Annotated in this window: 13 protein-coding genes and 1 rRNA gene; 8 read left to right on the forward strand and 6 right to left on the reverse strand. The window is 52.6% G+C overall.

Annotation, left to right across the window (positions count from 1 at the left end; genetic code table 11):
- Positions 1-72: ribosomal RNA gene (gene rrf / locus AC1RKG_RS22260) — 5S ribosomal RNA — on the forward strand; the annotation flags it as partial.
- Positions 73-139: 67 nt separating this feature from the next.
- Here rrf and mobB read toward each other — a convergent pair.
- Positions 140-661 carry a molybdopterin-guanine dinucleotide biosynthesis protein MobB gene (gene mobB, locus AC1RKG_RS22265; protein WP_493183729.1) on the reverse strand — a complete coding sequence of 174 codons (522 nt, stop codon included), beginning with the start codon at positions 659-661 and terminating at the stop codon, positions 140-142.
- Positions 654-1,247 carry a molybdenum cofactor guanylyltransferase MobA gene (mobA, locus tag AC1RKG_RS22270; protein WP_048762437.1) on the reverse strand — a complete coding sequence of 198 codons (594 nt, stop codon included), beginning with the start codon at positions 1,245-1,247 and terminating at the stop codon, positions 654-656. The genes mobB and mobA overlap by 8 nt, the downstream gene beginning before the upstream one ends.
- A 151-nt stretch (positions 1,248-1,398) precedes the next feature.
- On the opposite strand from mobA, the gene AC1RKG_RS22275 reads away from it, so the two are divergent.
- From AC1RKG_RS22275 to dsbA, 3 genes are all read left to right on the forward strand, one after another.
- Positions 1,399-1,668 carry a YihD family protein gene (locus tag AC1RKG_RS22275; RefSeq protein WP_046375106.1) on the forward strand — a complete coding sequence of 90 codons (270 nt, stop codon included), beginning with the start codon at positions 1,399-1,401 and terminating at the stop codon, positions 1,666-1,668.
- A 105-nt stretch (positions 1,669-1,773) separates the two neighbouring features.
- Positions 1,774-2,760, forward strand: coding sequence for a serine/threonine protein kinase (locus tag AC1RKG_RS22280; RefSeq protein WP_020837682.1), 987 nt, complete (start codon positions 1,774-1,776; stop codon positions 2,758-2,760).
- Between the two features lie 29 nt (positions 2,761-2,789).
- A complete protein-coding gene (dsbA, locus tag AC1RKG_RS22285; protein ID WP_020837681.1) occupies positions 2,790-3,413 on the forward strand; it encodes a thiol:disulfide interchange protein DsbA in 624 nt (207 codons plus the stop codon).
- A 48-nt stretch (positions 3,414-3,461) separates the two neighbouring features.
- Here dsbA and yihG read toward each other — a convergent pair whose 3' ends face one another.
- A complete protein-coding gene (gene yihG / locus AC1RKG_RS22290; protein ID WP_020837680.1) occupies positions 3,462-4,352 on the reverse strand; it encodes a 1-acylglycerol-3-phosphate O-acyltransferase, YihG family in 891 nt (296 codons plus the stop codon).
- 496 nt (positions 4,353-4,848) lie between these two features.
- On the opposite strand from yihG, the gene polA reads away from it, so the two are divergent.
- Positions 4,849-7,641 carry a DNA polymerase I gene (gene polA, locus AC1RKG_RS22295; protein WP_493183730.1) on the forward strand — a complete coding sequence of 931 codons (2,793 nt, stop codon included), beginning with the start codon at positions 4,849-4,851 and terminating at the stop codon, positions 7,639-7,641.
- A gap of 207 nt (positions 7,642-7,848) precedes the next feature.
- Positions 7,849-7,896, forward strand: a complete 48-nt coding sequence (gene spfP, locus AC1RKG_RS22300; protein ID WP_071892919.1) for a small protein SpfP — start codon at positions 7,849-7,851, stop codon at positions 7,894-7,896.
- Positions 7,897-8,174: 278 nt separating this feature from the next.
- On the opposite strand, the gene yihA is transcribed toward spfP, so the two are convergent.
- Positions 8,175-8,825, reverse strand: a complete 651-nt coding sequence (yihA, locus tag AC1RKG_RS22305; protein ID WP_046374857.1) for a ribosome biogenesis GTP-binding protein YihA/YsxC — start codon at positions 8,823-8,825, stop codon at positions 8,175-8,177.
- Positions 8,826-9,577: 752 nt separating this feature from the next.
- Here yihA and yihI point away from each other — a divergent pair.
- Both yihI and hemN read left to right on the forward strand, forming a co-directional pair.
- Complete coding sequence (gene yihI / locus AC1RKG_RS22310; protein WP_493183731.1) at positions 9,578-10,129, forward strand: Der GTPase-activating protein YihI; 552 nt, start codon at positions 9,578-9,580, stop codon at positions 10,127-10,129.
- Between the two features lie 182 nt (positions 10,130-10,311).
- Positions 10,312-11,685 (forward strand): oxygen-independent coproporphyrinogen III oxidase, encoded by a 1,374-nt coding sequence (hemN, locus tag AC1RKG_RS22315; protein ID WP_493183732.1) that lies wholly within the window; start codon positions 10,312-10,314, stop codon positions 11,683-11,685.
- A 35-nt stretch (positions 11,686-11,720) separates the two neighbouring features.
- Here hemN and AC1RKG_RS22320 read toward each other — a convergent pair whose 3' ends face one another.
- The gene (locus AC1RKG_RS22320) at positions 11,721-11,843 is read right to left on the reverse strand and encodes a YshB family small membrane protein (protein WP_139285489.1); all 123 of its coding nucleotides are present in this window, start codon (positions 11,841-11,843) and stop codon (positions 11,721-11,723) included.
- Positions 11,844-11,955: 112 nt separating this feature from the next.
- Positions 11,956-13,368, reverse strand: a complete 1,413-nt coding sequence (glnG, locus tag AC1RKG_RS22325) for a nitrogen regulation protein NR(I) (protein WP_041415118.1) — start codon at positions 13,366-13,368, stop codon at positions 11,956-11,958.
- Positions 13,369-13,373: the final 5 nt, after the last annotated feature.

Below are 13,373 nucleotides of genomic sequence, written 5' to 3' on the forward strand. Positions count from 1 at the left end.
CTCAGAAGTGAAACGCCGTAGCGCCGATGGTAGTGTGGGGTCTCCCCATGCGAGAGTAGGACACTGCCAGGCATCAATTAAGCCAAGAGGCCATCCGCAAGGATGGCCTTTTTGCTGTGCGCGAAAGAAAAAGGCGCAGCTAGGCTGCGCTTTTTAACCAGTCCCTGATAAAGTCAGCGATGCACTCTGGGTCATTAAGATCCAACAGTGGGGCATTGCCAGTGATTGATCGATCGCTGGCAATGGCGATCACAAACTCGTCCAGCATATCCTCCAGTGGTTTACCCACCTCTTCACGATAGAGAATGATTTTACTGATGGGCTCATGCTTGAACCCTTCGACTAAAATGATATCCACCTTGCCAGTATCAAAACGACTCGCCAAATATTGCAGATCCAGTGGGGGTTGTTCCGGCGTTTCTGTCATTAATGCCCAGCGGTTATTGCTGGCGACCAACGTTTGGTCGGCACCGGCTTTGCGCAGTTCATAACTGTCTTTGCCGGGGGTATCGACATCCATATCATGGTGAGTATGTTTGATCAGCCCTACGCGGATTTGCCGCTGCTTTAATAAAGGAATCAATTGTTTAAGCAGGGTGGTTTTGCCCGTGCCGCTATAGGCAGCAATGGCCAGTAGAGGGGGTTGGGAAGGGCTATTCATGGATAATTCCTTTTTCTTTTACCCAACGTTGGCAGTCCTCAAGGGTATTAAGATTGTGGAAGGCCGATTGCTGCCCTTTGAACTCCACCTGCTGTGCACGCGCAGCGTCCAGGAACAGCATCAGCTTGCGTTCCCCGCGGGCCAGATAATCCTCCAACGGAGTCGCCAGACTGGTGTGCAATAGCGCTAGCGTTGGGTGAGCCCGTTCCCCATCACTGGCATAGGCGGCTATCGCACTTCCTTTTTGTTGCCAGAGTTTCTCGATAAGCGTTGCAGGAAAGTCAGGAACATCACAGGGGACAAAGGCCACCCACTCGGTCGTTGCGTATTTCAGGCCGGCCAGCATACCGGCGAGCGGGCCTGAAAAGTCAGGGATCAGATCGCCAATTATCGGCAGGCCACTTTCCCTATACCGTGCTTGATTGCGATTGGCGTTGATGGCTATCGGCCCGACCTGCGGCCGTAGCCGGGCAAGCACATACTGATACAGGGGGATGTCGGCAATGGGAACCAGACCTTTATCTTCCCCACCCATGCGAGTGGCACGCCCTCCGGCCAGAATAATGCCGGTAATCTCTTCATGCATATTTCAAATTCCACATTGTGACTAACGCCATGATTGTAGCGCTAAAGCCGGTGTGGCATCAGGATTTACCTTTATTGACAAGCTGCTTCTTTCACTGCGTTGGCAAGCCTGTTACTTTGTGTGTTTATTGATTCTATTGGACAATATTGCGATGAAAACGCACCGCGTAAACGAGCTGATTGAGCTTCTGCACCCGGCCTGGCAGGAAGATCCGGATCTTAATCTGATCCAGTTTTTACAGAAGTTGGCGCAAGAAGCTGGCTTTCAGGGCAATCTGACTGAACTGAGCGATGATATCCTGATCTACCATTTGAAAATGCGCGGCAGCGCCGGCAACGAACAGATCCCTGGTCTGAAAAAGGATTATGAGGAAGATTTCAAAACGGCACTGCTACGCGCCCGTGGCGTGATCAAAGATTAGCATTCGTGCGCCGGGGTGAAGCCGTTGCTCGTGCAGCCCGTCATTAATGCTACTATTTCTCAATCCCGGCATTGTGATGTCGCCCAAACGAAACCGAATGTTGTTATGAACAACTCAGCTTTTAATTTTCAGACCCTGTCGCCCGACCTGATTATGGACGCGCTGGAAGGGGTTGGCCTGCGTGTAGACTCCGGGCTAACGGCGCTTAACAGTTATGAAAACCGCGTCTATCAGTTTATGGACGAGGATCGTAAGCGTTATGTGGTGAAGTTTTATCGGCCAGAACGTTGGAGCGCGAAACAAATTGGTGAAGAACACCAGTTCTCCCATGATCTTGCTCTGGCGGAGATCCCTGCAGTTGCCCCATTAGTTCTGCAGGGCAATACGCTGCATACGCACAACGGTTTCTTTTTTACGGTTTTTCCCAGCGTTGGCGGGCGGCAGTATGAGATCGACAATCTCGATCAACTGGAGTGGGTTGGCCGTTTCCTGGGGCGCATTCATCAGGTGGGCAGCGAAAGCCTGTTTGTTGAACGTCCGACGATGGGCATCGAGGAGTACCTCACTTTACCGCGTCAGGTTTTGGCGGGCTGCGCGCTGTTGCCCAAAGCGCAGCGTGACAGCTTTCTTGCAGCGACTGACAAGCTGATTGAGGCAATCAAACAGCATTGGCATCAGGATTGGCAGCCGCGGCGTTTGCACGGTGACTGCCATCCGGGCAATATTCTGTGGCGTGATGGCCCACTGTTTGTTGATCTTGATGACGCGCGTAACGGGCCGGCGATACAGGATCTGTGGATGTTGTTGCACGGTGAGCGTCGCGATCGTTTGATGCAGTTAGATATTTTGTTGGAAGCGTACTCAGAGTTTGCTGAGTTTGATCAAAGTGAGTTGGCGTTGATCGAGCCGCTGCGTGCTATGCGTATGGTTTACTACCTGGCATGGGTTGCTCGCCGCTGGCAAGATCCTGCGTTCCCTAAAAGTTTTCCGTGGATGGCGGAGTCTGATTTTTGGTTGTCTCAGACGGCGGCATTCACCGAACAGGTTAAGCTGTTGCAGGAGCCCCCTCTGCAGCTGATGCCAATGTATTGAAGCTTTAACACAATGGAGAGTTTAGTCTTATGAAGAAAATTTGGTTGGCGCTCGTTGGCATGGTAATGGCATTCAGTGCCTCGGCTGCGCAGTTTAGCGATGGTACCCAGTATGTCACCCTGGACAAGCCAGTGACGGGTGAACCTCAGGTACTGGAGTTCTTCTCCTTTTATTGCCCACACTGCTATCAGTTCGAGCAGGTTTATCACGTTTCCGAAAATGTGAAAAAAGCGCTGCCTGCGGGCACTAAAATGACCAAGTACCACGTTGAGTTCCTGGGGCCGTTGGGTAAGCAACTGACTCAGGCATGGGCTGTTGCAATGGCGCTGGGTGTGGAAGATAAAGTCAGCCCGCTGATGTTCGAAGCGGTGCAGAAAACCCAGACCGTACAAACGCCTGATGATATCCGCAACGTGTTTGTGAAAGCAGGCGTGAGCGCGGCTGATTATGACGGGGCTCTGAACAGCTTCGTAGTTAAATCCCTGGTGGTTCAACAGGAGAAAGCTGCAGAAGATCTGCAACTGCGTGGCGTACCGGCGGTATTTGTTAACGGCAAATACATGGTCAAAAATGACGGCCTGGACACCAGTTCGATGGATGCTTACGTGAAGCAATTCGCCGACGTGGTTAAATTCCTCAGCGAGCAGAAGTAACCGAAATTTAAAGTAAAAAAGCCGGCTTAGCCGGCTTTTTTTTAACTTCTATTGCCGTTTCAATCTATCCAGCAATCTGTCTTTATCCTGCCACAGCGTGTTCAGCCAAAGCTGGAAACGTCGCTTGAACTGCTTATCGTTAAAGTAATCGCCATGCATGCTTTCGTCGATTGGCAGCAATTCAACCCTTACCACAATGCGTTTTAACCGGCCGCACAGCATATCCATAAAAGGCCGCTCAGTATTATCTGGATAAAGCAGGGTGACGTTTAACACCTTATCGAACTGCTTACCTAATGCACTGAGTGTAAAAGCAATACCGGCAGCTTTAGGGGCTAATAAATTACGGTAGGGCGAACGAGTTTTAATTTTCTTGGCTTCGGTAAAACGCGAGCCCTCTACAAAATTAACGATGGTGGTCGGGCGTTTACGAAACTTCTCGCAGGAACGGCGTGTGGTCTCGATATCATTACCGCGCTTTTCCGGGTGTTTGAGCAAATAGGCGCGCGAATAGCGTTTCATGAAGGGCATATCCAGCGCCCAGCAGGCCAGACCGACAAAAGGGACCCAGGCCAATTGCTGTTTAAGAAAGTACTTATTCATTGGAATATGGTTACGGAACAATACGCACAGCACCACAATATCCGACCAGCTTTCGTGATTACTGATCAGCAGATACCAGTTTTTTCGATCCAGGCCTTCCAACCCTTCTATATCCCAGCGCAGTTGGCCGTTAATACGTAATAGCAGCGATAACCCCAGGCACCAGCACCACATCATAAAGTCGGCGAAGGCGGAGATACGTCGCCATACGGCAGGAAAGGGCACCAGTAACTTAATGACGCCGGCGATCGTAATGGGGATCGAACACAGTACGGTGACCAAAATGGCGAGCAGGCTGGAAACAATAAAAATAACAGGGGATAGCAATCTTGGCATGGTTATAGGCTGACGGTTGGTGAGAACAGCGTTACATGCCAGTATGCATGAACAAAAAATATTTTAGCGACATTATAGGGGGAAAATGCCTGCCAGCAGTAGCTGTTTTAAAGCGGAAAAAATGGGCATTTGCTGCGTTTTCGTGCAACTTGCTCATCTTGTGCTATGGTAATTGAGGCGCCAAATTTGATTAATAGTGCGATTAAAATCTGGCGCAAGTTATATCCACAAATTGTGTAAAAGTCGATAATAACCTTCAGTTAAAATAGCACTGTTTAACGCAGTGATTTCAATAGGATTTTTATTTCCCATTATAACGATAAACTCATCGTTATAATTTGTTGTCTTTTCTATGCACAAAGTTATCCACAGGCAGGATCTTGCGGATCGCTTTGCAGAATCACATGATTTTCGCCCTTAATGCACGCTAAGGTTCGTCTCAGGCGGCCAGCTATGGCATGCTTACCGTCATGTCCGATCACGATAAAGAAACGCTATGGCCCAGATTGCAGAAAACCCATTAATCCTGGTTGACGGTTCCTCGTACCTCTACCGCGCTTACCACGCCTTCCCTCCGCTGACCAACTCTGCGGGTGAACCTACCGGGGCAATGTATGGCGTGCTGAACATGCTGCGCAGTCTATTGCTGCAGTACCAGCCAAGCCATGTTGCGGTGGTGTTTGATGCCAAAGGAAAAACCTTCCGCGATGAGCTGTTCGCAGAATACAAATCGCACCGGCCGCCGATGCCGGACGACCTGCGCGCGCAAATCGAACCGTTGCACAAAATGGTCAAGGCGATGGGGTTGCCGCTGCTGGTCACGCCCGGTGTAGAAGCCGACGATGTGATTGGCACTTTGGCACTGGAGGCAGAAAAAGCCGGCCATGCGGTGCTGATCAGCACCGGCGATAAAGACATGGCGCAGTTGGTCACACCGAACGTCACCCTGATCAACACCATGAACAACACCATCCTTGGTCCACAGGAAGTGTGCGACAAGTACGGCATTCCGCCGGAGCTGATTATCGACTTCCTGGCGTTGATGGGTGATTCCTCGGATAACATCCCTGGCGTACCCGGTGTGGGCGAGAAAACCGCGCAGGCGCTGCTACAGGGGCTTGGGGGGCTGGATGCGCTCTATGCCAACCTTGATAGCATCGCCACGCTCAGCTTCCGCGGCGCCAAGACCATGGCGGCCAAGCTGGAACAGAACAAAGAGGTGGCTTACCTCTCCTACAAGCTGGCGACCATCAAAACCGACGTCGAACTGGATCTTACCTGCGCCGATCTCGAAGTATCAGCGCTGGATGTCGATGTGCTGCAGCAGTTGTTTAAACAATACGAATTTAAACGCTGGCTGGCGGATGTTGAAGCCGGTATTTGGCTGGAAGGTAAAAAGGGTACCGGCGTGAAAGCTGCCAGTGCGCCAAAGGCTACGGCGGTAGCAGACAAAACACCTGCCGAAGCGACGTTATCGCAAGAAGGTTATGTCACCATCCTGGATGAAGATACTTTCGCGCAGTGGCTGGAAAAGCTGAAAAAAGCCGAGGTATTTGCGTTTGATACCGAAACCGACGGTTTGGACACCCTGACCGCCAATTTGATCGGCCTGTCGTTTGCCATTGCACCGGGCGAAGCCGCCTATTTGCCGGTAGCGCATGACTATCTCGATGCCCCGGCACAGCTGGATCGCGATTATGTGCTGGCCACCTTGAAGCCGCTGCTGGAAGACGAGAAAGCGCTCAAGGTCGGGCAAAATCTGAAGTTCGATATGGGCCTGCTGGCGCGTTACGACATTACCCTGCGCGGCATTGCCTTCGACACCATGCTGGAATCTTATGTGCTGGACAGCGTGGGCGGTCGTCACGATATGGACAGCTTGTCCGATCGTTACCTCGGCCATAAAACCGTGACCTTCGAAGAGATCGCCGGCAAGGGGAAAAAACAGCTCACCTTCAACCAGATTGCACTGGAGCAGGCGGCTCCTTACGCTGCCGAAGATGCCGACGTTACCTTGCAATTGCATTTGGCGATGTGGCCGCAATTGAAGGAAAGCGCCGAGCTGCTGAAAGTATTCAATGAGATTGAAATGCCGCTGTTACCGGTGTTGTCGCACATCGAACGAACCGGGGTGCTGATTGATCAAAGCATTCTGGCCACGCACTCCATCGAATTGACCAAACGCTTGGCCGAGCTGGAAATTCAGGCCCATGAACTGGCGGAAGAGCCTTTCAATCTGGCGTCAACCAAACAGCTGCAGGCGATCCTCTACGAAAAGCAGAAGCTGCCGGTACTGAAGAAAACACCGGGTGGTGCCCCATCTACTAACGAAGAAGTGTTGGCCGAACTGGCGTTGGATTACCCGTTGCCTAAGGTGATCCTGGAATACCGTGGCTTGGCGAAGCTGAAGACGACCTACACCGACAAGCTGCCGCTGATGATCAATCCGGTCAGTGGCCGGGTGCATACCTCTTATCATCAGGCGGTGACGGCTACTGGACGTCTCTCCTCGAGCGATCCTAACCTGCAGAATATCCCGGTGCGTAACGACGAAGGGCGCCGGATCCGCCAGGCCTTTATTGCTCCTGAGGGTTACCGCATCGTTGCGGCCGACTATTCGCAAATCGAACTGCGCATTATGGCCCATCTGTCACAGGATGAAGGGTTACTGAAGGCCTTTGCGGCCGGTGAGGATATCCACCGTGCCACCGCAGCCGAGGTATTTGGCCTGCCGCTTGATAAAGTGACCAACGAACAGCGTCGCAGCGCCAAGGCAATTAACTTTGGCCTGATTTATGGCATGAGCGCGTTTGGTCTGGCACGCCAATTGGGCATTCCGCGTGGTGAAGCGCAGCGCTACATGGATCTCTACTTCGAGCGCTACCCGGGCGTATTGGAATATATGGAGCGTACCCGCCAGCAGGCTGCCAGTCAGGGCTATGTAAGCACGCTGGACGGCCGCCGTCTCTATCTGCCGGATGTCAGCTCCAGTAATGGCATGCGTCGCAAGGCGGCCGAGCGCGCGGCGATTAACGCCCCTATGCAAGGGACTGCCGCCGATATCATCAAACGTGCGATGATCGAGGTGGACGCCTGGTTGCAAGCTCAGGAAGAGCCGCTGGTGCGTATGATCATGCAGGTACACGATGAATTGGTGTTCGAGGTGCATGAATCGGTGCTGGAAACCTCCAACCAACGCATTCGCGAGCTGATGGAAAACAGCATGACGCTGGCTGTCCCACTGAAAGTGGATGTCGGCGTGGGGGCCAACTGGGACGAAGCCCACTGATTGCGCGGCCGTTCGCTGGCCTCGTTCTTAAAGGATGGGCTAACTGGCGATAACCTAAGCAGTTTTTGTAATTAAGCTACAGGATACGGCGATTGTTTCCCCAACCTCGCCGTTATTACGCGCCAAACTGTGTAAGTAAACTACAAAAAATTCTTTTGCACTGCGAAAAAATCATGTAGAGTTACTGGCGTAGGGTACAGAGGTAAGATGTTCTATCTTTCAGACCTTTTACTTCACGTAATCGGATTTGGCTGAATATTTAGCCGCCCCAGTCAGTATTGACTGGGGCGTTTTTTATTGTAAAAACAAAGCCAAACCATAGGTTCTTCTTATTCGTCCCGCGACCTCTTTCCTTCAGATTTTCCCCCGAAATGGCCTGCTCAACGGATTCTCAATACCAAGTCATCATAAGTATTTGTGATGGATTTCAGTCAGAACTGTAATTAGATAACGAAAATAGCCTGGCGCCCGAATAACGCGCATAAAAAAGCCGATGCGTTTCCACATCGGCTCTGTTGCAGCGCTGCGGCTTTTTATTCGCCGGCGGCTTCATCATCTTCCGGTAGCACTTCCGGCGGGATCTCGTTAAACCAGGTGTTCAGTTTCTGGCTCAGTTTGTCGACGCCCATCTTTTTCGGTGAGGAGAAGGCCTCAACCTGGATATCACCCATAAACGGCACTACCGCTTCACGCACCATATTCAGTTGCGCCTTACGTGCGCCGGATGCCAGTTTGTCCGCTTTGGTCAGCAGAACCAGAACCGGCGTGCCGACATCGACAGCCCATTGGATCATCTGCTGGTCGAGATCTTTCAACGGATGGCGGATGTCCATCAGCACCACCAGGCCTTTCAGGCAGTTGCGCATTTGCAGGTATTCACCCAGCGCCCGCTGCCATTTGCGTTTCATCTCTTCAGGCACTTCGGCGTAGCCATAACCCGGCAGGTCGACCAGGCGAATACCTTCTTCCACTTCAAACAGGTTGATAAGCTGGGTACGGCCCGGCGTTTTACTGGTACGCGCCAGGCTTTTCTGGTTGGTCAGGGTATTTAACGCGCTGGACTTACCGGCGTTAGAACGGCCGGCGAACGCAACTTCAATACCTTCATCCCCCGGCAGATGGCGAATATCGGGCGCACTGGTGACGAAATGGGTCACATGATAATTGTAATTCTTGCTGGTCAAAATTTTTCGTCTCCGTGAGGATGGCTAACTGGTTGGCGATTATAACTGCATCAGCGCTAAAAATGGTGTGTTTCTCTGTTTTTAAGCGCCGGGCCAGTTGGGTGTGGCAATTTATGTGGGGCAGGCTTGTGAGACATTTGCCATTCGAATAGGGGGTAATGTCGCTTTTATTCGAAAGTTGTTTTTATTCTTTTTTTTATAAAACATGTATTTAATTCTCCGATGCGTATTTTTATCAGCCTATTACAGGGCAGGTGCCTTGAGCCTGACCCCTGATAGCGTAAAGTAAGTTGCAGCACAGGGGTGTGCAGGATTAAGGAACATCCGGGAAGGGTGATAAATCTCAGGGAGAGCACGGGACGTGCTAATGAGTGCCAGGACGAATAACCGAAGGAATGGGTCTATTTGCATCGGAATTTGCAAATAGCACAGGGATGGTGAAGTTACCGCAATTGGGATGCCCGCAGGAAGCAAACTCAGGAAGAGTGGACACGAACGGATTTCACCATGGACGATTTTCCCTTCAGGATGAAGGAAGTAGTGCGGCAGGGAATGCGCTTATAGCAAAAGGAAAAACCTGGATGTTGAGTGTGCGCACGGAATGCGTAGCAGGAATATCCTTCGAAAGAGGGTGCAAAAAGGCGGCGGGTTTAACCTGCCGCCTTTTTTCTTTGTTCGCTTTCTGCTAGATTCCGCCGCAATCGTATAGCATCTATCTCTATACTGAATCTACATACCTAAGAGCATACGCTATGAACCAGCCATCAAAAGCACCTCGCGCCCCACGCAGCAGCGCGGCGACGTCGAAAACCAAAAAGAAAAGCCGTGTGGAGCTCGATCAGGAAGCCCGTGAGCGCAAGCGTCTGAAAAAGCGCCGTGGTCTTGCTTCCGGTTCTCGCACCCAGGTTGAGTCTGCCAATCAAAAGAACAAGGCCGACGCGCAGACCAAAGATCCGCGCATTGGCAGCAAAGTGCCGGTAGCGCTGGTGGTTGAAGCCAAGCCAAAAGCCAAGCCGCAGCCAAAACCTAAGGCCGAAGCCAAACCACGTCTGTCCCCGGAAGAAGAGCTGGCGAAGCTGGAAAATGATGAGCGTCTGGACGCACTGCTGGATCGTATTGACGACGGCGAGACGCTGAGCGCAGAAGATCAGAATTATGTTGACCAGACTCTGGATCGCATTGATGCCCTGATGGAGCAACTGGGCATTGAGCTGGGCGACGATGAAGACGACGAAGAAGAAGAGAAAAAAAAGGAAGATATCCTGAAACTGCTGAAAGGCGGTAACCCGAAAGACGTAATTTAACGCGTCATGTGGCTGATCCCGTCAATAGCCCTACTCTTGATGTGTTATCTGCTGTGGTTATTCGGTAAACTATGGCGGCTGTCTAAACGCAAAAAGCGTTTTCGCAGCGCTTCCGCGGCCAGACAGCGTAGACAACTGCCCATCTCCCGGCCCGGTAGGAAAAAATATCGGAAGGAGTGAGCATGTCAGAGCAGGCAATTGTCTGGGATCTGGCCCTGATCCAGAAATATAACTATTCAGGGCCGCGTTACACCTCATACCCCACAGCGCTGGAATTCAACCAGAGCTACGACGAAGCGGCGTTTCAACGCGCCGCGGCGCGTTATCCTGAGCGCCCTTTATCGCTGTACGTGCATATTCCTTTCTGCCACAAGCTCTGCTATTTCTGTGGTTGCAACAAGCTGGTGACGCGTCAAAAACACAAGGCCGATGAATATCTGGCGGTGCTGGCGCAAGAGATTGCTCAACGTGCACCGTTGTTTGCCGGGCGTAAGGTCGGCCAGATGCACTGGGGCGGCGGTACGCCAACCTATCTGAGCAAGGCACAAATCAGCCAGCTGGTAACGATGCTGCGCCAACACTTTGATTTCCTTCCCGATGCCGAAATGTCGATCGAAGTCGATCCGCGTGAGATTGAGCTGGATGTGCTCGATCATTTACGCAGCGAAGGTTTTAATCGCCTGAGCATGGGGGTGCAGGACTTCAATAAAGAGGTGCAGCGGCTGGTGAACCGCGAGCAGGATGAAGCCTTTATCTTTGCCCTGATTGCTCGCGCTAAAGCGCTTGGCTTTAATTCCACCAATATCGATCTAATCTACGGCTTGCCAAAGCAAACGCCGGAGAGCTTTGCCTACACTCTGCAGCGTGTGGCAGAGCTAAGCCCCGATCGCCTGAGCGTATTTAACTATGCCCATATGCCGAACCTGTTTGCTGCCCAGCGCAAAATCAAAGACGCAGATCTGCCGAGCGCGCAGCAGAAACTGGATATCTTGCAGCACACCATAGCCTCCCTGACCGAATCGGGTTATCAGTTTATCGGCATGGATCATTTCGCACGACCGGACGATGAGTTGGCGGTGGCGCAGCGCGAAGGAAAACTTCACCGTAATTTCCAGGGGTATACCACCCAGGGCGACAGTGATTTGCTGGGGCTGGGTGTCTCCGCCATCAGCATGCTGGGGGACAGCTATGCGCAGAACCAGAAAGAGCTGAAGGTTTATTACAGCAGCGTCGAAGCGCAAGGTCATGCACTGTGGCGCGGCCTGGCGATGACCGAAGACGACTGCTTGCGGCGTGAGGTGATCAAAACGCTGATCTGCAATTTCAAACTGGACTATCTGGCCATAGAACGTCAGTTCGACATCAACTTTGCCGATTATTTTGCTGAGGATTTGCAATTGTTGGCGCCGTTTGAACGCGATGGGCTGGTGGAGCGTGACGAGCAGGGCATTCAGGTTACGCCGCGTGGCCGGTTACTGATCCGCAATATTTGCATGTGCTTTGATATCTACCTGCGTCAACAGGCCCGCACTCAGCAATTCTCTCGGGTTATTTAATGAGTAAAACATCGGCCGCTTTCGCGGCCGTTGTTTTAACTGAAGAAATTAATCAGTGCGGCACACAATACCGCAGCAACGGCTGCCTGCGGCGTGTGGCTGGCGGCAGAACCAAGTTCTGCGCCTTGAGAAATGAATGCGATTAACGAATCCAGCATGGAAGCCTCCAGGGTGTGCGCCCCGATCATACTGCGGCCTCTTCGGCTGTAAAGCCTGAAATAGCCGTTTTTTTGTGCGCTTGATTGTATTTTCTATAATCAATGCCGCAAACTATTCCATTCCCAATTCTTTCAACTTACGCGTTAACGTATTGCGCCCCCACCCCAGCAAACGGGCGGCTTCCTGCTTATGCCCCTGGGTATGACGCAGTGCAGTGGTGAGCAAGGTGCGCTCCATCTCCGGTTGCGCTTCCGACAGCAGGTTTTGATGACCGGAACGCAGCGCGCGGTCTGCCCACTGTGCCAGCAGCGTGGCCCAACTGTCGGGCAGGCTATGCCCGGTCGTTTCCGGCGCAGAGGTTTCAAACAGCTCACTCGGTAGATCCTGAATCAGTACCTCCTGACCAGCGGCCATCACGGTTAACCAACGGCAGGTGTTCTCCAACTGGCGAACGTTACCTGGCCATGGCAGGCGCGTCAGTGCAGTTTCAGTCTCCGGGTGCAGGTTTTTCGCTTCCACACCCAGTTCCTTTGCCGCCACCTGCAGGAAGTAACGCGCCAGACGCGGAATATCCTCACGACGTTCACGCAACGGCGGAAGGTGCACGCGGATCACGTTCAGGCGGTGGAACAAATCCTCACGGAATTTACCTTCCTGTACCCGCATTTCCAGGTTCTGGTGGGTGGCGGCGATGATGCGTACGTCAACCTTCACCGGGGCATAACCACCGACCCGATAGAATTGGCCATCTGCCAGCACCCGCAGCAAGCGGGTTTGCACATCCAGCGGCATATCGCCGATTTCATCCAGGAACAAGGTCCCGCCGTCGGCCTGCTCAAAGCGACCCTGACGGATCTGGTTGGCGCCGGTAAAGGCCCCTTTTTCATGTCCGAAAAGTTCGGACTCGATCAGGTCTTTGGGGATCGCCGCCATATTCAGCGCGATAAAAGGCGATTTGGCGCGCGGACTGTGACGGTGCAGGGCATGGGCAACCAGCTCTTTACCGGTACCTGATTCGCCGTTGATCAGTACGCTGATCGACGAACGCGACAGGCGCCCGATGATGCGGAACACGTCCTGCATCGCCGGGGCTTCACCGATGATGTCTGCCACTGGATCGTTGGCCGGTTGGCTGCGTGCAGGCTGCTGCTGCTCCTGATAATGGCTGATGGCGCGTTCTACCAGCGCTACGGCTTCATCGATATCAAAGGGTTTCGGCAGGTAATCGAACGCCCCTTGCTGGTAGGCGCTGACGGCGGCGTCGAGATCCGAATGTGCGGTCATTATGATGACCGGAAGCATCGGATGACGCTGTTTGATCTGCTTGAGCAACGCAAGGCCATCCATACCCGGCATGCGGATGTCAGACAGCAACACGTCAGGAGTTTGCGTGGCCAGGGCTTCGAGCACCGCATTGCCACTGTCGAAGGTCACGCAGCTCACACCGGCTCCAGTGAGCGCACGTTCAAGCACCCAGCGGATGGAGCTATCGTCATCGACGATCCAGACTATCCCTCGTTGCATAGAAA

The sequence above is a fragment of the Serratia sp. GW822-FHT06D09 genome, from assembly GCF_058799515.1.